The sequence below is a fragment of the Bremerella volcania genome (assembly GCF_007748115.1).
In the GTDB taxonomy this organism is placed as follows: domain Bacteria; phylum Planctomycetota; class Planctomycetia; order Pirellulales; family Pirellulaceae; genus Bremerella; species Bremerella volcania.
The window spans coordinates 2489847-2511018 of the sequence record NZ_CP036289.1 but is presented as its reverse complement, the minus strand read 5'-3'; the positions used below and the strand labels follow the sequence as shown (position 1 = coordinate 2511018).

17 protein-coding genes are annotated in these 21172 nt (G+C 55.4%); 12 read left to right on the top strand and 5 right to left on the bottom strand.

Going from position 1 to position 21172, the window contains the following annotated elements; translation table 11 throughout:
- The first annotated feature begins 87 nt into the window (after window positions 1-87).
- Both cls and Pan97_RS10245 read left to right on the top strand, forming a co-directional pair.
- Window positions 88-1524 (top strand): cardiolipin synthase, encoded by a 1437-nt coding sequence (gene cls, locus Pan97_RS10250; RefSeq protein ID WP_196782340.1) that lies wholly within the window; start codon window positions 88-90, stop codon window positions 1522-1524.
- A 162-nt stretch (window positions 1525-1686) separates the two neighbouring features.
- On the top strand, window positions 1687-3420 hold the full coding sequence (locus Pan97_RS10245; protein ID WP_144972215.1) for a hypothetical protein: 1734 nt from the start codon (window positions 1687-1689) through the stop codon (window positions 3418-3420).
- On the opposite strand, the gene Pan97_RS10240 is transcribed toward Pan97_RS10245, so the two are convergent.
- Both Pan97_RS10240 and Pan97_RS10235 read right to left on the bottom strand, forming a co-directional pair.
- Window positions 3417-6860 (bottom strand): protein kinase domain-containing protein, encoded by a 3444-nt coding sequence (locus tag Pan97_RS10240; protein WP_165698688.1) that lies wholly within the window; start codon window positions 6858-6860, stop codon window positions 3417-3419. The two genes, Pan97_RS10245 and Pan97_RS10240, sit on opposite strands and share 4 nt — an antisense overlap.
- Window positions 6861-7023: 163 nt before the next feature.
- Window positions 7024-8121 (bottom strand): FHA domain-containing protein, encoded by a 1098-nt coding sequence (locus Pan97_RS10235; protein WP_144972211.1) that lies wholly within the window; start codon window positions 8119-8121, stop codon window positions 7024-7026.
- A gap of 365 nt (window positions 8122-8486) precedes the next feature.
- Here Pan97_RS10235 and Pan97_RS10230 point away from each other — a divergent pair, with 365 nt between their 5' ends.
- Together Pan97_RS10230 and Pan97_RS10225 are read left to right on the top strand one after the other, a co-directional pair.
- Window positions 8487-9734 carry a CBS domain-containing protein gene (locus Pan97_RS10230; protein ID WP_144972209.1) on the top strand — a complete coding sequence of 416 codons (1248 nt, stop codon included), beginning with the start codon at window positions 8487-8489 and terminating at the stop codon, window positions 9732-9734.
- A 65-nt stretch (window positions 9735-9799) separates the two neighbouring features.
- The gene (locus tag Pan97_RS10225; RefSeq protein ID WP_144972207.1) at window positions 9800-10168 is read left to right on the top strand and encodes a bleomycin resistance protein; all 369 of its coding nucleotides are present in this window, start codon (window positions 9800-9802) and stop codon (window positions 10166-10168) included.
- Here the strand turns inward: Pan97_RS10225 and Pan97_RS10220 are convergent.
- Entirely contained in the window at window positions 10165-11484 is a 1320-nt protein-coding gene (locus Pan97_RS10220) for an ATP-binding protein (protein ID WP_144972205.1), read from the bottom strand. The genes Pan97_RS10225 and Pan97_RS10220 overlap by 4 nt on opposite strands.
- Window positions 11485-11834: 350 nt before the next feature.
- On the opposite strand from Pan97_RS10220, the gene Pan97_RS10215 reads away from it, so the two are divergent.
- Complete coding sequence (locus Pan97_RS10215) at window positions 11835-12029, top strand: hypothetical protein (RefSeq protein WP_144972203.1); 195 nt, start codon at window positions 11835-11837, stop codon at window positions 12027-12029.
- 62 nt (window positions 12030-12091) lie between these two features.
- Here the strand turns inward: Pan97_RS10215 and Pan97_RS10210 are convergent, their stop codons facing one another.
- Window positions 12092-12271 carry a hypothetical protein gene (locus Pan97_RS10210; RefSeq protein ID WP_144972201.1) on the bottom strand — a complete coding sequence of 60 codons (180 nt, stop codon included), beginning with the start codon at window positions 12269-12271 and terminating at the stop codon, window positions 12092-12094.
- Between the two features lie 349 nt (window positions 12272-12620).
- Here Pan97_RS10210 and Pan97_RS10205 point away from each other — a divergent pair, with 349 nt between their 5' ends.
- The 7 genes from Pan97_RS10205 (at window position 12621) to Pan97_RS10175 (ending at window position 19320) form a co-directional block, all read left to right on the top strand.
- Window positions 12621-13514: a methyltransferase domain-containing protein gene (locus tag Pan97_RS10205; protein ID WP_144972199.1), complete on the top strand. Its 894-nt coding sequence runs from the start codon at window positions 12621-12623 to the stop codon at window positions 13512-13514.
- A 199-nt stretch (window positions 13515-13713) separates the two neighbouring features.
- Window positions 13714-15207: a sensor histidine kinase gene (locus Pan97_RS10200; protein WP_144972197.1), complete on the top strand. Its 1494-nt coding sequence runs from the start codon at window positions 13714-13716 to the stop codon at window positions 15205-15207.
- Between the two features lie 34 nt (window positions 15208-15241).
- The gene (locus Pan97_RS10195; protein WP_196782339.1) at window positions 15242-15643 is read left to right on the top strand and encodes a response regulator; all 402 of its coding nucleotides are present in this window, start codon (window positions 15242-15244) and stop codon (window positions 15641-15643) included.
- A 16-nt stretch (window positions 15644-15659) separates the two neighbouring features.
- Entirely contained in the window at window positions 15660-15986 is a 327-nt protein-coding gene (locus Pan97_RS10190) for an STAS domain-containing protein (RefSeq protein ID WP_144972193.1), read from the top strand.
- 18 nt (window positions 15987-16004) lie between these two features.
- On the top strand, window positions 16005-17735 hold the full coding sequence (locus tag Pan97_RS10185; protein WP_241676382.1) for a GspE/PulE family protein: 1731 nt from the start codon (window positions 16005-16007) through the stop codon (window positions 17733-17735).
- Between the two features lie 14 nt (window positions 17736-17749).
- A complete protein-coding gene (locus Pan97_RS10180; RefSeq protein WP_144972191.1) occupies window positions 17750-18946 on the top strand; it encodes a type II secretion system F family protein in 1197 nt (398 codons plus the stop codon).
- 194 nt (window positions 18947-19140) lie between these two features.
- Window positions 19141-19320: a hypothetical protein gene (locus Pan97_RS10175; protein ID WP_144972189.1), complete on the top strand. Its 180-nt coding sequence runs from the start codon at window positions 19141-19143 to the stop codon at window positions 19318-19320.
- 3 nt (window positions 19321-19323) lie between these two features.
- Here Pan97_RS10175 and Pan97_RS10170 read toward each other — a convergent pair whose 3' ends face one another.
- On the bottom strand, window positions 19324-21009 hold the full coding sequence (locus tag Pan97_RS10170; protein ID WP_144972187.1) for an ABC1 kinase family protein: 1686 nt from the start codon (window positions 21007-21009) through the stop codon (window positions 19324-19326).
- Between the last annotated feature and the right edge of the window lie 163 nt (window positions 21010-21172).

The following is a 21172-nucleotide window of genomic DNA, read 5'->3' as shown; positions in this document are numbered from 1 at the left end:
CGCGGGTAAAACTGAGAACCTGTCCCGATCCCCATCATCGCAAATGGGCCCGCCGGAGAAAATGGCGGCCACCAAGGAACTGCCCGCTTGTTCGACCTGCAATCCTTCACGATCGTCAGTCTCATCTTGACTTCGATCCACATTTTGGGGCTATTTGCCGCAATCGATGCGATCATGAAGGCACGGACCTCCCAAGGCGCAATTGCCTGGATGCTGCTGCTGATTCTCGTCCCCTACATTGCGTTTCCCTTCTATTGGATCTTTGGCCGCAGTAAGTTTCAGGGGTACGTCAATACGCGGCGAATTCGGGCCAAGGACATCAAGGAGAATACGCAAACGTTTCGGGCAGTCGATCCCGACGTGGTCGCCGACTTCTACGAACAACCAGAAAAGCTCGTTCTGGAACGCCTGGCCGATTTTCCGTACACACACTCGAACTCAATTCGCCTGCTGGTTGACGGGGAAGCAACCTTCGACGCGATTTACGAGATGATCTCAAACGCGACCGAGTATGTCTTGTTTCAGACTTACATCTTTCGCGAAGACGGCGTAGGCAAACGATTTACCGAGCTACTTGAACGCAAAGCGAAGCAAGGGGTCGCTATCTACTTCCTGTACGACGAAATCGGCAGCTACCAACTGACTCGTAAGTTCCTGCATGAACTGCGTGAGGCAAATATTAACGTGCGACCTTTCCATACCACCCGTGGCAAAGGCAATCGCTTTCAGCTGAATTTCCGCAATCACCGTAAGATTATCGTCGTCGATGGAAAGGTCGCCGCGGTCGGCGGACATAACTTTGGCGATGAGTATCTCGGCTTGTCGAAACGGTTCGGTCCTTGGCGAGATACCCACATCCGAATTCAAGGTCCCGCCGTTCAGGCAGTGCAATGGTCTTTCATGGAAGACTGGTACTGGGCCTCCGGCAACAGCCTGAACGTCAACTGGGAAGAAGAACCGGCGGAAGATGGGGACGAGGTCGCGCTGGTCATTCCTATGGGGCCGGCCGACACGATCGAGACTTGCGGGCTCTTCTTCGTACATGCAATCAATTCGGCCGAGCGGCGAATCTGGATTGCGTCTCCCTACTTCGTACCCGACAAGCAGGTCATCTGCGCCTTGCAGCTAGCAGCCCTGCGTGGATGCGACGTGCGGATCATGCTGCCCGAGCGTCCTGACCATTTGCTGGTCTATTTATCCAGCTTTCACTTCATTTCCGAAACGGCGATCGAGGATCACATCACGTTCTATCGCTATCAACCTGGTTTCCTCCACCAGAAAGTAATCTTGATTGACGACGAGATGGCTGCGGTCGGTACGGCCAATCTCGACAACCGCTCGTTTCGCCTCAACTTTGAAATCATGGTCGCCGTGGTTGGTGAGAATTTCGCTCACGCTGTCGAAGCAATGCTTCTGGAAGACTTCAAGCATTGCCGCCTAGTCGACCCGCAAGAGATCCAAAAACGTTCGTTCTGGTTTCAACTTGCCGTGAGTGGATCGCGGTTGATGTCGCCGATTCAATAGTCTGCTAGCGGCACTATTAACCGCAACATCGGCAAAGTTTACTTAACCGGAACCTATCCGACGTCCGAAAACGAGAAGGACGCCTTGTCTCCATCACGCGATGGGCAAGGCACCCCAATCGTACCTTGTGGATTTGCCACTTAGATTTTGCGGACGGATATCATGCCAGCATCGTTTCGCCCCAACTTGTTCGCGACTCTCACCCTCGCGACGACTGTCAGCATGACCGGATGCATCTTTCCGTTCACACGGTCAAGCGATTCCAAGCTGACGGAACTTGTCACGGAAGAGCCGCTGCCACAACCCAAACAGCAAGTTGCCGCTGCACCCAAGCCGGAAGCAGACAAGAAGATGCCCCCGTTTGCGCGTTTCCTGGGTGGAATGTTCGGAGGTCAGGACACCACACAGGCAGAGCCGGAGCCTGATCCGATCAACCTGAACGCACCGGAGCCGACGCAGCAAGTTGCAGAAGTCCCGACCCAAACGCCTGCTCCTCAGCCCAGCGCCATTCAGCCAGCGCAAGACCTGGTGCAAAAGACGCCGCAGACGCCGATCTTCAATCCACCGGCCAACCAAATGCCAGTTATCGTAACTCCGGAAACGAATCCTATGGCGGATAAGCCTGACGTCGTTTCCCAGTTCACGCAAAAGGCAACGCAGTTGATCGAATCTCCGCGACCTGAGGTTGTCGTTCAACCAATGCCAACCCCCCAGGTACAACCTCAGCCACAACCAACGTCAGAAGTAGCACCGGCTGCCCAGGTCGCCAAAACAACGCCTGTCAAACTGGGCGATGAGGCCCTGGCCGCTCATGCCCGATCACCTTGGGGAGAGAGGAAGTTGCTGGATATGGCCAAGGCCAACAGTTCAACCAGCACCACTACACTCGAACACTCGTTGGAGTTGGCACTGGAAACCGTCCGTCGAGAGCGCCTTGGCGAAGGACCAGCCCCAGCGGTTGAAACGACCAAGCCGCAACCGGAAATGACCGTCCAGGCGGACGTCGAGAAAGAAACATTGGCTCCGGCCGCAACCGAGTCCGCATTGCCCCCGATGAAAGTTGCCGCGAATCCGCTTCGTTCGTCCAACACTCGGACCGACTGGTCAGGCAGTTCGCTTCGCGACAGCCAGCCACAGACCATCGTAAACAATACGGTTTCTAAGTACCCTCAGACCGACTCGAAGTGGTCGCAAAAATTGGAACCGACTCAGCCGGCGCCGGAAGAAGTCGCTAAGCAGGAAGGGCCAGCGGCCGAGCCTCAGGTCACCGTTAATCCCTATGCGAAGACCGTGGGAGAAGCGATCACGGCAACCCAGACACTCGGCCCGCAACTTGTCGACAATTCAGCGGCAACAACAAAGACCGCTGACGCAGAGCCGCAAACGACCGACGACATTCACTTTCAATCGTCCCTGCTCAGCAAGCTACAAGCGGCCAACCGGCAAGCCAAGTGGGACTTCGACACCACGCCCCAACAGCCAGAACCGGCAGCAGAAGTAGCGACGATGCCTGAAAATGCCATGCCTAAGATCGTGGATAATGAGGCAGTCCAGCCAGAGCTTCCTCTTGTCTCCGCAAGCGAGCCGGAGCCAGCACCGACCCCTACGGTTCAGCCCAAGACGACCATCAATCCTTCGGTCGCTCAAGTGGAAACGAAGGATGAACCGCAAGAGATCAAACCGTTCATCATCGCCGAACCATCCCGAGCGGCACCTGTTCACCGTGGTTTGATCCGGGCAGCCGAGCCTCAGCCACTGGTCATGGAGAACCAGGACGGCAACTGGCAGAATGTAGCACCCAAGCAACTGCCCAAGCTTGCTCCTGTCGTGCGAGCGAGTGACTACCAAAGGCCTACCGCCCCAAGTAGCGGCTCGAAGACCTACATCGTGAACTAGAGTTCGGCCCAGTGCACATCGGCTCGGGTAAGCAGCCGATCCGCGACCGGAACGTAATCGGGACGGTTTTCAATCAGTAGTCGGGCAGCATCTCGCAAAGGAATGTTGCCCCCAGACTCCATCCAGATCACCTTGGGCAGTTTGGTTCCCAGTGGGGAACTGCCAGCCAAGTGAGGTGCTGAAGTCGTCACAGTGCTGTTGTCGGCCACCGATTCTGGCAGGAACATCAACCGCGAGACCGATGGCCCCAGTTGAGTCAGGCGGCAACTGGAAGAGGCAACTCGTTGCTTCCAATCGGGGCCTTCTTGCAGAGAGCTAAGGAACTGGCTCTCACTTCCTTCTTCCGATGCACTTCGGCGTGCGAGGTCCTTGCCGCATTCCATCATGACGTCGATAAGCTTGTTGACGCCGTTGCGTTCTTCGTGCAGTAAGTTGCAGAGTCCGCCATGCTCGGCATTCAAGACGTCATCGATTTGATTCTCCAGCACTAAAAGCTTCTCAAGAAACTTTGGATCTTCTGTCAGGGAAGTGTCATCCAATGCCATTCGCTCGCGGGCTTTCGTCTCAGCCATTTCCAAGCTGACGATCGTGTTCTTGATCCACATGTTGTCACGCATGATGGCGGTTCGCAGATGTTGAAATACCTGACACGTTGCCAACACGATAACGCCATGAGTTCTGAGCAAGGCGTAATTGAGCCATAAGGAACGGAGCTCCGACAGCCCCATACGATGGTCCGCACCACGGCCGCCTCGTTTTGAAGCTTGGTGAATCACCGGGAACAGGGCCGCCCGGACCTTTTCTACTTCCTGCTCGGTTCGATCTCCCATCGCACGAACTTTGTCTTCCAATTCGCATAGACGCTGGTCGACTACGGTCGAAAGTTGTTTCACGCCGCGCACGCGGAAGGAGGATTCATTTAAAATCTCATGAATCTGATCGAGCACTCTCTTTTGATAATGAGCCGCAATCTGACGAATGTGCGGGGCGATCTCCGAGTGCAGCGAAACGGCGATCAGTTTGCCTGGCTCGGCTTCCATGTTCGAGGCACCGATCAATTGATCGAGCGAGTCGAGCATCTGAATGGTCATTTCGGCAGAGGTCGGCGGAATGCGCGAGGCACTGATCTCGTTGGCAAATCGCCCAATGGTTTCATTGAAATAGTCTTCCGGCCGCGCTCCGATCTCGTCTTCAACAACCTGAGTCACCATGTCGATCACGGTTTCGAGACGGAACTCGCAGTCCTGGAAGATCTTGGCCGAGCGAAGGTCGAGAATCTTTTGATATTGGTCTGCGCGGGTCGATGCATGTTGATCGTTGTTGTTCAAATGCGCGAGCTTGCGTTGTTCTTTCTCGCCATGCCCTGTGCCGTGCCAGCGATGAAGCAGTTCCATGGTGTAGCGAGCCGCCGCAAGATCAAGATGCCCACTAGAGCACAACGCCTTGCCGGCAAATGCCCAGGCGGAAACGGTCGGACCGGCATCCTTGGCGGAGTCTTCCGAATCTTGACGACGTTGGGCAACTTCACGGCCTTCATACACATTCATGTACAACAGGTCCGCCAGATCATGGATAGCAACTGGAACGTTGCGTGTTTCTGGTGAACTACCGGTCTCAAACAAAGTGATCTGTTTCGAGACCTTTTCGGTCCAGCGCTGCGGCGGAATCTTCGTGACCGCATCGCCGGGATACTCACCGGTGACCTGGAAGTGAAACAGCTCGCGCAAACAGGCATACGTGTTACAGCGTGCGAGATCTTGTTGTTCGGTACCGTTGGGCGTTGCGTGAACCAGCCATAGTGAGACGTCGTCTGCGCTGCCGCCAAAATCCTGGATGACTTCTTGTGCCAGTGCGAACGCATCCCATACCATGCCGCTGCCGGTGCCACCGCTACTGCTCATCACGAGCACGATGCGCGGCTTTTCTTGCCAGGAAAAGTGTTCGCTACGCGTATCGACATTTCCTCGAGCCAGGTCTATCGCATCCGCTACGGCATCTCGGATCTGCTCCCGCAAACGGTTGGCATGGTCGGCGAAAGCAAGCCGGCCTAAGGGACGCATGCCTTCGGTTTTCAAGGACAATGGAATGTTGTAGAGCCAACGTCGGCTCATCGATTTGGTCAAGTGTCGTGATAAATTGCGATAGGCCTGAGGTCGACGCAGCGGCATTTCCACGGTGGAAAGGGAAGGGGTTCCAGCCGCGGCCCCTAACTGTCCGGTGGATTGCACCAGGTCGCTCGTATCGGTATCGATCGCCACACAACGGCACCAATGCTGTTCGGCATTCGTGCCGACAAGTTCCAGGCGTCGATCGACGAAATGCCGGATGATACGACTTCCCAAGCCACCGATGCCCAGCACCACGCTCGGGCGCAGTTCGCGCTGGGCGCGATCGTCCATCACCGGCGGCAGGACCTCTTGTTTGCGAGGCGTAATTTCCTCCCAAACATGGCTCGACCTTGCCTGCCACTGCTTGCTATCGCGATCCATTCGGATCGTCTCAGGATCAAAATCCTCGGACGATCGACTGCCGTCACTCGACTTCGTGTCATTGCAGTTGATCGTCTTGGTGTCGGTCTTGGAGGACTCGTCCTGGCCAAGAGAACCACTACGTACCTGGGGAAGGTGGGCAATGCTATCGGCCTCGATCAAGGCCTTGATCATTTCCGCGCAACTGCGATACCGCTCGGTCGGTTTTTTCGCAAGTGCCTTGGAAAGAATGTCTCGATCTCGCGGCGGAAGCGTGTTCAACCGCGGCGGACTGTTGAGGTGCTGGGCAGTCAACTGGGCCAGGTTACGCCCCGGGAAGGGAAGGGTACCGGTTAGCATTTCCTGGTACACAATTGCCAGGCTGTATTGATCGCTTTGTCGCGACGGCTGATCGTTGAACACCTCGGGCGAAGCGTACAATGGCGTGAGGCCAGCCATCATCGAAGCGGTCACATCTTGAATCGACTTGACCAGACCAAAGTCGGCCACCTTGGCATGCGTGCCTACGATGAGCAGGTTCTCAGGCTTCACGTCCAGGTGCTGCAGCGAATGGACATCGGTCATGTAGTCCAACGCTTCCGCTGAGTCAGCCAGATAACGCAGTAGTTCTTCGCGAGGGATACCAGGCAGGCCTTCTTTGCGGCACTCGTCGAAGCGATCCTTCAAGCAACAGTCAGCCAACTCGGTAACGACTACCAACTGGGCATCGATCACTTCGATGCGTTCCAAAGATAGAAGGAACGGGTGGCGAAGGTCTTTGATACGGTTGAGTGCCTTCAGCTCACGCGAGGCACGTGCTTCGTCGTGGAAGCCGAACACCAACTTGACGGCTTTGGAAAGACCGCCAGGGGCATCGGCACGCCAAACTTCGCCGTACCCACCAGCTCCGATTCGTTGTACGAGACGATATCCGTCTACTTCCCGTACGGTTACACTTGTCTCACTCGACACGATTAGGGACCTTATTTCGGGTCTGCGAATGCGATCATCGCAAGGGAACACCCAGTTGTATATTGGCACGCATTGCTGCGTTGAGCTTTCGCAAGGAACCTTGCTTCCAAGGAAGCGAGGTTAGGTAAAGGACGTCCTGTCCGATGAACCATCAAGCATTGTTTCAGGTGGGAAAACGTACTATCGCATGGAACCCCATCTGCTCTAATGCTTGATTGTCCGGTCCGCTGGAACCTGCCTGGGCAAGTGCCCGGCAACCAGTGGACGAAACTTCCTGAATGAATTCGTGAATGTTATTGGCAACCGCCGGACTTCGCGAAGTGGCTGACAAGGCGCTGGCAGCAACCCCGATCATCGAACAGTGCTCGAGCACCTCCGAAATGATCGGCGGTTTGAATTGATCGATGCCCACGACGGCAAGTTGAGCACCCATGCCCCGAAGATCTTCGACAAGCGGGTTATCCATCAGGTTGGCTTCCCATAACTCAACCTTCGCCCCCAGTACGACTTTGAGCGACGAACCAAAGGTGGTTCGCATCCAGCCAACGGTTTCCAACAGATCTTGCCGCTGGAAATCGGCTTGATCGAGTTCCAATAGCAGGAATCCACCCATCTCCTGGCGTTCCTGCAGGGCGAACATCGCCGACACATGCTGTAGCAAACGGAGTGGGTTCTCTAAGACGAGTGATTCTTTCAGCAGTCGAGTTTCTTCGTGGTTTTGATAGGCCTTGCGAAACAACGGACACCAGTGCCCGACCGTCTTCTGATCGCTGATCGATTGGACCGAGGTCAGACCAGGGTCGATGCGATTGAGTCCGGACCATTGATTCACGGTCCGCAGCGCCTGAATCAATAGATGCGGATCCTCAGCCGGCTGGGCAGCCTGGGCGCGATCTTCCATCGCCAGGGTTACGGTCTGACGTGTCGTCGCGGCGGAAGGACAGTGAAAGTCGAACTCAAAGTCGGCGATCGAGACGGTATCTCCATCCACCAGAAGGTGTTCGTCGATCTGTTCGCCATTGATATAAACGCCATTGGTGCTGCGCAAATCGCGAATCAGGTAACCACTTCCATGACGGATAACTTCGGCGTGTTCTCGCGACACACGGCCTGATTCGACGGTCAGATTGCAGGTTGCGTTGCGTCCAATGATAAAGGGAAACTCATCGATCACCGTCTTGGTCGACCGGCCGTTGGCTTGATCGAGGTACTCGAGGTAAATCGAGTCGTTTCCAATTTGAGGAAGCAGCTGCGTCTGCATTCGTCCTACCCTAATGCTGGCGTCTACTCGAAAACCGACGCTAGATTCGTGGAATCTGGGGTCGATCAGGAAAAGTCTTAGGAAAAGCTGCCGCGTTGCGCTGATTGTTTCACTTCGCGGAGATGGGTGGGAAAGTCACTCCCAAAACAAACATAGGTCACGAATGTCTGGTGTGACTGCGAATTCCTCTGAAGCGATTCGCAAAATTTCCTTCTGTGGGGACCGAGTCCCCCCTGAAAAATCAACTTCCGAAAATGATTTGGCCTCTTTCCTGGCGGAAGTGAACTATGCTTTCGATAGCTGCGCGGGGACTACCATGCGCCGCTGGCTTCTATTCTTCTCATCTTTGGGTAGCAGGTAGTTCTATGGTTTCACGCGCTCTGCGAATCGTCGTCGTCTCTGAGGACCGTCAGCACCTTCGCGATTGCTTCGACTTCTTCGTCGCTTGCGGATATGAGGTCGAAACTCGCTGCGATTCCGTCTACCGCGAGTCCGATTCGCCCGAGAAAAAGGACGTTTTGATCTACGACTACGATGGAAGCCAGTCGACGATCAGCCACAACAACCTATTCAAGATCGCGGTCGTTCCGGCCGATAAGCCCGACCTGGTGCAAAAGGTCATTTCAGAAGCAGCCGATGATGTTGTCCTGAAGCCGGTTACCCCCGCCAAGCTGCTGGTGCGCGTGCGAGCGGCCGCCGCGATATTGGAAGCACGGGTAGCCGTTTCCCAGCAATATGGGCGCGACTCGCGCAAAAGCTATCCGAGCGAAGGCGCTTTCCTAGGCACTTTGCAATACACCATCGAGCAAATAGCCGTTCATGCGCATTGCGTGTGTGCCACGTTATTCTCCGTTTCTAACAGCAATACCGATCGTTACCGGGAGTGGTTGGCAAGCCTCGAGGCATCGGCCCTTCCTGATTCGCGCATCTTCGAGCTATCCGGTAATCGCGTGGCCGTAGTTACTCCTGCGTCTTCTCCCGATCAAGTTACGCACTGGGCGGCCGACCAGATGGCGCAAGCATCGGTCCGCGATACCTCGCACACCGACGTCTCTCCTCTGAGCGTTTCGGGAAGTTTCGTGAGCACACGCAACGAATCGGCCACCAGCGAGCAAGTTTCTCTGCTGCTGACCGACCGGCTGAATCTTGCCCTGAGTCTTGGCGAGGGCCTGTTGGTCGATGATTCGCTGGAAAACCAATGGCTGCCCCAGCAACCGACCGGAAGCATCTTCGACGGCATGACCGCCGAGGACATCATGCAGCCCACGACCGTTCGCCTGAATGCATCCGATAGCGTCCAAAATGCCCTGGAAACGATGCGTCTTTGGAATGCCGACATTGCTCCGGTCTTCCAGGCCGACGGCAAGCCATGCGGCCTGATCCGCACCGATGATCTCGTTGAAATGGAAGACAAGCAGCAGGCCATCGAACGATACTGCCTGCCGAATATTCCCCAGGTTCGCTGTGACTCGACATTCGAAGAATTCGTGGCGTTGTTTTCCTCAAACGATTCGTCCTGGCTACAAGTCCTTCGCGACGGCACGCCGGTTGGCGTCATTCACTGCGATGACCTGACCTCCATGAATTCTCCAGTGATGGTTTCACTGCCGTAAAGAAGTTAGGCTGTCTCATTCGCTGTGACGACCAATTTTCCATAGTCACGAGATGGGAATGAGCCATGCTGCTGGAAGCGACTCCAGTGTTGCGCGTCACGTGCTTACGCGACGCAGAGCACTTCTATTTGGAACGCCTCGGATTTCAGAACCAATTCTGCTATCGTCCCGATCCAAACCAAATAAACCCTGCCTATATGGGAGTTGAGAGAGACGGTGCCGTCCTGCATCTCTCGTCATTTCCCGGCGATGGAAGATTGGGGGGCGTGGTCTTCATAACGGTCGATGACGTTGATCGGCTGCATGAAGAATTCGTCGCTCGCGGTATCCCGATCACTTTGCCACCCACTGACCAGAGCTGGCGGATGCGCGAGATGTACGTGAAAGATACCGATCAGAACACGCTAAGATTCGCTCAATCTCTGGCTGGTTAGTCGTTGCCAGCAACCACGGTAAAGTAGCTTCCCACGACCAGGTCAAAGTACTCTGGCCGCATCTCCATTGGAAATCCTTTGTAGACGCAGTAGTTGCGGATTTGCGTCAGAAGGTCGCGCGGCTGGCAGCGTCGTAGCGGACGCTTGTTGGGCGTGTAGTGCTTGTCAATCAGATGGGTCACCGACTCTTCGTCGTAACGGCAGCCAAACTGCTTGGTAAAGATCTGAAACAGCTTGTGGAACTCTTCGTGCGAAGCATCTTCCACTTCAATTTTGTAAGGAATACGACGCAGAAACGCGTCGTCGGTCAGGTCGGAAGGTTCGAGGTTGGTCGAGAAGATGATCAACTGCTCGAAGGGCACCTGAATCTTCTTTCCATTGGGCAGGGCCAGGTAGTCAACTCGATTTTCCAGGGGAACGATCCAACGATTCAACAACTCCTGCGGCTGCATACGCTGGCGTCCGAAGTCGTCGATCAGCAGGCTACCGCAGTTGCTCTTCATTTGCAGCGGAGCTTCGCAAATGTTGTTGATCGGATCGAAACGAATTTCGAGGCTATCCATGGTCAGTTCGCCACCCACAACCACGGTCGGACGTTGAATCTTGACCCAGCGATGATCGAAGTTGTCGTTCTTGATGATGCTGTTTTCCTCTTGGTCGACCGTCTCATGGAAAGCGGCGTCGAACAGCTTGATGAACTGGCCATCTTCCACAACGGTCCGTGGAATCCAAATCTCTTGCCCGTAACAGGCTGTAATTCGTTTAGCAAGGGTCGTCTTGCCGTTGCCTGGAGCACCATAAAGAAAGAGACCAGCCCCGGAATTGACGGCTGGTCCTAATCGATCGAACATGCCTGGCTCGACAGAAAGTCCCTCGAACGCACGACGCAGATCCTCCTCCTTGGGCGTTTCATTTCTTACCGACTGGGCCTCGACCGAGGTGATATAGTCGTCCAGCGATACCGGCGCGGGGCCAAAATAGGAACACGAATGCATGTAGGTCTGGGCCCGCGTACGTCCCTGATCGGTCAGGGTATACGTGTAATCATTCAGCGGGGCGGAACCGCAGTGGGTGATCAATTGACGTGTGCGAAGCGAAGTCAGCAGTCCCTCGACCACGCCAAACGGCAGGCAGATGTGCTCGGCCGTCTTGCGACCGCTCATCGATCCAATGTTCAGGTACAGCTTGAGGATGATCGACTCAACCAGCGTTGCTGATAACTGAGTGTCCTCCAATGTCTTGGGTTCTTCAGGACGAAATCCATCATCCGCTAGCAATGCCGCAAGAAGACCTGACTTAAGTTCGGTACCGGACATAGTTATGACTTCCGCATTGAACGACGGCGTAGACCTACTTGCCTCAAAGGGCGCACGACACTCGAAAAGTCTAGGACGTGAGGGCCGATTGTCCCGGAAGAATCGTGCTTTTTGGGCCTTTTTTCAAAAAGTTGAAAATGTCGAAACACCAGCTAGCGCCCTGGTGTTTTTACGTCTTATAACAATATCCCAAGCGAAACTTCGCGCTAGTAATCAACATGTGGTGCCTTATGACCTAGACTTTCTCGCGTGACGATAATAATAGGTGCAACGGACGCGCAGGTTCATATTTCTTGCCGAGCCTTTTCATGGTAGGTTCTGCAAATCACCAACACACGCGAGTCAAAGCCATGGCCAACGAAAAAGCCAAACTGCTGCTTGAGAATTCGAGCGATTACTTCGAGCGAATTTCCGCTATCCAGGCCGCCTTGCAACTGGGGATGCCGATGGAGGAAATCGAAGATTATCTCGATTGGCTGCGCTTGCTTCGCGCCGAGAAGTGCGAGATGGCAGCCGCTGGTTCGGCAAGCACTCCGGGAATCTAGCTTCCGAGGGGCCATAGAGACACGCCCCTTCAAGAGATACGTTCTGCGACGCAGCTCGCTGGCTACTGCTCCAGCTTCTTCAGCATCTCGATCGCTTGTCGAGCATTCTGTATCCCGCCAATCCGCTGAATGAATAGTTGGACTCCGAGCAGTTCACTCGGCGATAGCAGATCTTGCCCGTACTCCATCAGGATCTCGAGTTCATGGGCAGGCAGGTTTTCGATCTCGACTCTTGAAAGCATGAAAGTATCCGATCCGTATCCAAATCTTAGCAGCAACTAACGAGATGTATCGGAACGAAACTGCCCGGTGGTTAGTACGGGGACATCCGCTTCCGTGCTGAAACATCAGATTCTCAAGGGCTGATGACCACTTATCGGACTGATCGGTAAAACCTGTGCTTCCTGATAGCACGCCTGCAACGCGTTGGAGCATTCCTGGCCCCTTGTATTCGCTCTTTACCGCTTTTGCGGTTTGTCCTGCATCCTTGAATTAACCACTCTAACCCTAACAGATCCGCCTTGCGGCACCTCGGCAGGGGCACTACTATTGCCCCGCTTGTACTCCCTGACCTGAAAGGATTCCGACGAAGTGAGTTCTCCTGAAGTCCTCGGCCAGTTTATTCCACTGCACTACCACTATGATATGCTCCGCGACAACTACCGCATGACCTCGTTCCAGCAGGCCATCGCGGAAACGGTTCGCCCCGGAATGACCGCTGTCGACCTGGGTGGGGGCACAGGCGTTCTTTCCTATTTTGCGGCGATGCAGGGAGCTAAGGTCTTCTACGTCGAGCGAAATCCCGAACTCGTCGAAGTGGCCCGGCGTTTCCTGCGTATCAATCAGGTCGAAGATCGAGTCACCATCGTCCACCAGGATGCCGCCACGTTCGTCCCGCCCCAGCCGGTCGACGTGGTCACCTGCGAGATGCTGCATGTCGGTCTGATCCGCGAAAAGCAGACGGCGGTGATCGAGGCATTCAAGCAGAATTACACGCAAAAACACGGGCCAAAGCTTCCTCGCTTTATTCCCGAAGCCACCATTCTGGCTATCCAGCCGGTGATGCAGAGCTACCAGTTTGCTGGCTTCCACGCCCCGGTACCGCTGTTTCAACCACCTATGGCCGAGGTCGCTGGCACCCAGGACCTGGGTTCGCCGGCCGTTTACCAAACGGTCATTTACGATGAGACATACACGCACGAGGTATCCTGGAAGGGCATCGTGATGATGCAAAAGGGGGGGACCCTTAACGCCTGGCGTTTGGTCACCAAGAACGTGCTATCGGTGTTGCTCGAAAAGCAATCGGAAGTCTGCTGGCACAATCAATACCTTGTGGTCCCGCTGCACGAGCCCCTGGAGGTCGAACCAGGCGACCGTGTGGAAGTCCAGATTCAATATGCCTTCTGCACGGAACTGTCGGATTTGTGGGATGGCATTTCTCAGCGTATCGTCCCCAACACAACGGTTCGACGAGTCTCAGCCTAGTCCCAAATTCGCCTGGTATCGATTATTTCGATTATGAAAGCGATACGCATCACTCGATGCAACGATGCGTCGATGGACTTCGTGTTGATCTGACCTAAGTTTTGTTAGCTTTCCCGCTTCGCGGACCACCCTGAACTGCGCATCAGGGGCCCAAGAGGCGACGGATTAGAGCCGCAACCCTTTCAGATCGACGTAAACAATGACTGCGAATCGACCGGGGATATTCGCCCTCTTTGCCTGGTCATGCCCCATCGTATTGGGCCTGACTCTGGTCGCCACACTAGTAGCAATCGCCATGGATCCGGCCGGAGCATCGCTTCCGGCGGTTTCGACCATGGTCGGCGTGGCTATTGCGCTGGTATTGAGCATTGTTCAGCGATCGTCTTATCGCCAACTTTCCCAGACTCTGTACGAACAGCTCGAAAAGCTCGCCGCCATGTCTTCTGACGACTTGGATCCCGAGAGTTTTCAGCAGCAGATTGCGCAATCCAACCTATCTGCCCGTGCCCAGAACATTCTGCTGGAGATCTTCCAGTCCATTGATCAGGACCGCGAGAAGATCTACGACTTTCAACAGAAGTCCGCCAGCAGTGAAGTCAAAGCACACCTGGCCGAAACCCGAGCCGCTCAAATCTATTGGGTCATCGAAGGCCTGACCGAGCCGGTCTTGATGGTAAATCAATACGGTGAAATCACCCTGATGAATCCAGCCGCCGTCAAACTGCTGGGGCTCGAGAAAGTGGCCGAAGGAACGCCACTGGAAAAGGGATTGAACTGCGAATCGCTCGTACAACTGCTGCATGAGACTCGCCGCCGCAAGCTGAAATCGACCCGCCTGGCCGAGATTGAACTGGAAGACCCCGACAGTGAAAAGCACTGGTACCGCGTCACGGTGAACACCGTTTCCGAAGGCGAACACGAAGGCGCTTCGGATTCCGGTTTCGGTGCCGTGGCCGTTATGCGTGACATCAGCGGCTACAAGGCAATCCAGCGCCGTAACGCCGAATTCGTCTCGGCGGTGAGCCACGAAATGAAAACGCCGCTGGCCGGCATCAAGGCCTACACCGAGCTTCTTGCCGATGGTGAAGCGGAAGACGAAGAGACTCGCGACGAGTTCCTCGGCGTGATCAGCGGCCAGGCCGACCGCTTGCAGCGATTGATCGACAACCTGCTGAACTTGGCTCGAATCGAAGCCGGCGTGGTGAGCGTCAGCAAGAAGCCGCGTTCCTTGAACGACTTGCTCGAAGAGGCCGCCGCGATCGTTCAGCCTACCGCCGAACAGAAACAGATCACCCTCAAGGTCGAACTTAGCCCAATGTATCTGGGCGTGCTGGCCGACCGCGACATGATCCTGCAAGCCGCGATCAACCTGCTTTCCAACGCCATCAAATACACGCCTGACGGCGGCAGCGTGACGCTACGCAGCCGGATGTCCGATCGTGAAGTTCACTTCGAGGTGGAAGACACTGGGGTGGGGCTCAGTCCGGAAGACTGCGAAATGGTCTTCGAGAAGTTCTACCGCGTGAAGAAAGACCAGAAGATGGCCTCAGGCACCGGTCTCGGACTGCCATTGGCCAAACATATTGTCGAAGACGTCCACAGCGGAACGCTCACCGTCAAGAGCGAACTGGGTAAGGGCAGTACCTTCATGATTGCTCTGCCTACCGTGCAAGTGATCGAACACGCAAGCTAATCGCGAAATACTATGTAGAAAAGGAATGACTCCGATGCCAGTCCAAGTTCTGATTGCCGACGACGAGATGCATATCCTGCGTGCCGCTGAGTTCAAGCTGAAGCGAAGCGGCTTTGAAGTGACGTGCGTGGAAGATGGGCAGGAAGCATGGGAAGCGATTCAAAAGGAACGTCCGGACATCCTGATCACCGATTTCCACATGCCGCGCATGGATGGTCTGTCCCTCTGCCGCACGATTCGTTCCCACAGCGAAACAGCCGACTTGCCCATCATCATGCTCACGGCCAAAGGGTACGACCTTTCCGGCGACGACGGCACGTCGGAACTGGACATCGCGGCCGTCCTGGCCAAGCCTTTCAGCCCTCGCGGCCTGGTGCAGTGCATTCAAGAGGTCCTGGAAACAGGCAAGTATGTACCGAACGTCGCTACCTTTTAGCAACAACCAATAAAGTATGAATCTGTCGACTGAAATCTTTGGCGCCGTCATGGTGGTCCACACTCCTGAAGAATTGGGAGAGGATCAGGCCGACAACGTACGCGCGTTCCTCGAATCACGCGAACGTCAAAAGCTGATCGTCGATCTCGACGGCACGGAAACGATCGACAGCGTCGGCCTGGAAACGCTGCTCGACGTGCAAGATACTCTGCGTGAGAAGGGGGGAGATCTGCGAATCGCCACGACGAACTACGCCAATCGCAAGATCCTGGAAGTCACCCGTCTCGATTCAATGCTGGAAGTTTTCGACAGCGTCATCGATGCCGTCAAGAGCTTCGCCTAAGCGGAAAGGAAGGATGCCATGGAATCGATGATGAACCCAATGACCAGCGCCCCGCCTCGGCTGGGTAATCTTTTGATCCGCCGCGGGTACGTCACGGTCGAACAACTGGAACAAGCGCTCGCTTATCAGAAATTGCGAGGCCAGGGCAAGCTGCTGGGTGAAATCCTCGTCGAGCTTGACTTCTGCTCCGAAGATCACGTCATCGAATGTCTGGCGACCGAGTATGGTGTGCCGCATGCGCGTCTGGAAGCCCGTTTGTACGACCCGAAGGTGGTCGACCTCCTTCCGCGCGAGTACATCGAAAAGCACGGCATCTTTCCGCTGTTCAAAATACGCGGCGTGCTGAGTGTCGCTCTGTCGGAACTCTCAAACCTGTTTCTGATCGAAGAAATCAAGACCCAGACAGGTCTTCAGGTTCAAATCGTCGCGGCTTCGTCCAAAGACATACGCCGCATGATCTCGCAGTTACCTGACTCGCGGGTCTTCGTCATCGATGACATCATTGAGGACAACAACGAGACCGAAGTCACGCTGATTGAGGACGCGATCGAAGATATCGGCGACGTCGAGGAAATCGCGGGCCAGTCTCCCGTGATCCGCCTGGTGAACTACGTCGTGTACAACGCAGTCAAGGAAGGGGCGAGCGATATCCACATCGAGCCGGCCGAACGCTGCATGCGGGTTCGCTACCGAATTGATGGCAAGCTGCATAAATCGCTGGAAGTTCCCATTCACCTGCTCAACGCGGTTAGCAGTCGTATCAAAATCATGGCCGGGCTCGACATCAGCGAACGCCGCTTGCCGCAAGACGGCCGCGTGAACGTGATGCTCGACTCGCGCAAGATCGACCTTCGTGTGAGCACCTTCCCCGGCAACCGAGGCGAAAAGACCGTGATTCGCGTTCTCGACACGAAGAAAGTCACGCTCGTTCTCAAGAACCTCGGTTTCGCGGAAGACATTCTCACACGACTATCCGCCAACGTGCATGCTCCTAACGGCATCGTCCTGGTGACGGGACCGACCGGCAGTGGTAAATCGACGACGCTCTACGCGGCGCTCAACGAGATCGCCACCATGGAGAACAATATCTGCACGGTGGAAGACCCAATCGAATACCACTTGCCGTTGATCAACCAGTTTCAAGTCCAAGAACGCGTCGGCCTGACGTTCTCGGTTGCATTGCGTACTCTGTTGCGACAAGACCCTGACGTGATCATGGTGGGTGAAATTCGTGACGAAGAAACGGGACGTACCGCTATTCAAGCGGCCCTCACCGGTCACTTGGTGCTCAGCACGCTGCACACCAATAACGCCCTTTCGGCCGTCACCCGTCTGGTCAACATGGGCGTCGAGCCGTACCTGATCGGCGCCGCGCTCAACATGGTACTCGCCCAGCGGCTTGTTCGGCGTATCTGCCCGAAGTGCAGCGAATCGTACGAGCCGGACCGCAACCTCCGCCGGGCACTCGAACGCATGGGGTACGAGATCGACTCGTTCCGCCGCGGTGTCGGCTGCCGGGCATGCCGCAATACGGGCTACAGCGGACGTATTGGCGTTCACGAACTATTGACCATTTCGGACGAACTCCGTGACGCGATCGTCAACGGGGCTTCGCTCGCCGAGATGCGCAAGATCGCTCAAAACAACAACTCGCTGATCGGAATGCAGTTGGACGGCTACCGCAAGGTGAAAGAAGGAATCACAACCGTCGAAGAAGTGATTCATGCCACCGGGGACATCGTCTATTAAACAAGCAGTAAGCCATGCAAACCTTCGCCTATCAAGCCAAAGACAAGCTCGGGAATATTCACGATAGCTCGATCGATGCCGAAAGCGTCGACGAAGCCCGCAGCATGCTAGCCGGTGATGGCCTGCAGCTGATCGCAATTGAGGAAGAATCTTCCGGCGGGTTTTCCCTCGGTGGTAGCCGCATCACCAAGCATGACATCATCTACATGACCAGTCAGCTGTCGGTGATGATTGAAACCGGCATCAACCTTTCCACCGCTCTCCATGGCATCGCTTCTCAGGAAAAGAACGAAGCCCTGAAGGGGCTGATCCTCAGCCTGAAAAAAGAGGTGGAAGGGGGCGAAGACTTCTCGTCGGTGCTGGCTAAATATCCGAAGTATTTCGATCAAACCTACATCGCCCTGATTCGCGCGAGTGAACAGACAGGCCTCATGGGCGAGATGCTCGAGAAGGTTGCCCAGTACCTTCGCAAGGAAGCCGAAACCAAGGGCAAGATCCGCGCGGCGCTCGCATATCCTGCTGTCATGATCCTGCTGGCATGTGGCGTGACCATCTTCCTGCTGACGTTCGTGCTTCCCAAGTTCGAGCCGCTCTTCAACCGCAAGGGGGTGAAGTTGCCTGGGCCGACCGTCTTTATGATGACTGCATCCGATTTTCTGTTGAACTACTGGATGTATTGGATTCCGGCGTTGATCGCCACCGGCGTGGCTTTCTACTTTTTCAAAAGAAGCGAGACAGGCCGAAAGGTCATCGACACGGTCAAGCTCAACGTTCCGATCATCGGGCCGATGATTCGCAAGGTGACCATCGCCCGAAGTCTCAATACGCTCGGCACTTTGGTCCGTAGCGACGTTCCCATGCTTCAGTCGCTGGAGCTGACTTCGCAGGTTTGCAACAACGCCAACTACGCGCAGCTTTGGCGTAACGTAATCGATGCGGTTACCTCAGGTAGCCAGATCCATGAAAGCCTGCGCAAGAGCAAGCTGTTCCCGGCGACCATCGTGCAAATGATTGCCGCCGGCGAAGAAACCGGCCGCCTGGACGACGTGCTGGAAAAGGTGAGCAGCCACTACGAACACGACGTCGATCTCTCGATCAAAACCACCACGAGCCTCATCGAACCGATCATGATTGCCGTGATGGGGGTGGTCGTGGGTGGGATCGCGTTGGCGCTGCTCATGCCAATCTTCTCGCTCAGCCGTAATGTGTAAGCCGAGAAGTCGTCGGCGTAATCCGTTTGAGGGGGCTGATCTGCTGGCAGGCAAGCGAAGAGATCGCGCGACCGGTACAGCTTAACATTTTAGCCTGACTGCCAGCATCGCAGGGGCTATTTCGTCGTTCAGATCGTCCGAGCCAGTTCCGATTCTTCTACGGTCGAATCTCTTTCCGGGCTCAGGACACCTTCATGAGTACTTCCGCTCGAATCGCAAACATCGTCGACGAACTTTGCCGACGCCAGGATCAAGTTCTGAAAGAGCTGGACACCCTCGACCAGCAGATCGAACAAGTCCTGAAGTCGCTCGCTCCCAAGCCGGAGCCAGCCACGATTCCGGTCACCATTCAATCCGACCGCAAGGCCGCCTAGGGCCTATTCTCGATCCAACTTGCCAGATCGGTTAATTGCCATCACCAGGCGAAAGCCGATCGCAAAGCTGATCACAAGTCCGACTGCCCCAGGGATCGAGATATCTTTCATCTGTAGCCACGACTCTTCCTTGAAGAGCAGGGGAGGGACGTCCGAGCTGAGCATCTGCGACGAACCGATGAACAGGGCCGCGGTCATAATCCCCATCACCATGCGATTGACCGAAGGTTCCAGCCGCCGGTGATCGAGGTGAATGTCAAATTTGCCGACCCGCACCAGTTCCAGGATCTCGCTGATCCGCCGCGGCATCACCTCGGCCAGCCGTTCCAGCTCGTTGTACATTCGCCACAGTTTCCGCAGTCTTCGCGACGGCGAGAAACGCTTCATCATGATGCGGCGACGATGCTTGTGCAGCAGCTCACTCAAGCTGAACTGAGGATTCAACATTCGCCCGGTGCCATCCAGCATCATCATCGTCTTTAGCAGCATGACGACCTGGGGGGGCAACTGAATACGATAGTTCCGCACGATCTTGAACATCTCGTTGACCGCGTCGGCGAAATTCAGTCCTTCAAGCTGTTGGTTCGCGAAGTCCGAGACATAATCATTCGCGTCGCGGCGCAAGGCTCGTTCATCCAGATCAGGCGGGGTCGATCCAATGCGGATGATCGTCGACGTCAGTAGCTCTGCATCGCGACCCGTGATGCCCATCAGCAGGTCTTCGATATCTTCCCGCAATCGGTCATCGATCCGTCCGATCATCCCGAAATCGAGCAGGCCGATCACATCCCCAGGCAGAAGCACCAAGTTGCCAGGGTGCGGGTCGGCATGGTAGAAGCCGGTGTCGAAGATCATGTGCATGTACAACTCGGCACCACGCCGAGCCACTTCACTGAGATCGATCCCTTCGGCCACAAGCCGTTCTTGCTCGTTCAGTTTGATCCCATCGATGTACTCCATCGTCAGCACCCGCGGGGTGCATAGATCGGGGTAGACCTTCGGAATTTGAACGGTATCGTTATGCTCGAAGGCCGCCTCGAACTGCAGAATGTTGCGTTCCTCGCGTCCAAAATCGAGTTCGCGGCGAAGTGCCCGCTGGAACTCGGCCACGGTTGCCTTCGGGTGATAGTCGCGAAACTCCGGAACGTTTTCCGCCAACGCTGCGAGGCCGGATAGTATGTCGAGGTCTTCGGAAACCTTCTTCTCGATGCCGTGGTGCTGTACTTTGACGACGACCTTCTCGCCGGTAAACAGCCGGGCAAGATGAACCTGGCCAATCGATGCCGAGGCGAGTGCTTTGTCTTCGAATGTCGAAAAGAGTTGATCGATCGGCTGCCCCAACTCTTCTTCGATCAGCTTGCGAACTTGTTCCGGTGGATCGGCTGGCACGTTGGCCTGCAGCTTTTTCAGTTCTTCCGCCTGGTCGACCCCCACGATATCAGGCCGAGTGCTCAAGATCTGACCGAGCTTAATGAAGGTCGGTCCGAGGTCTTCCAAGGCCATCCGAACGCGGGCTTCGCGCGTATATTTCGCCAGAACCTCCCCATCTCGATCTTTGAGAAATCCTTTGGCGAAGTCGAACTGAAAGCGTTGAATCCAGTCCGCCAGCCCGTACCGGCTGAGCACCGAGAGAATCTCAGTCCAGCGGTTTACGTTGCGATAAAGCTGGGGGATGTTGGTAAGTCTCATGAATCTTCTCAAAGGAGGTCGACACCCCTTTCCTATTAATTCAAGCATCTACGACCAAGCTAAGTCGTAGTAAGTCTTGACCGCCTCAGCATAATGCCGCAAACTTTCCATGTCCGCACTTCTCGGGCCAAAAAATGGCAGTCCGAGGCAAAGCAGGGCCGTT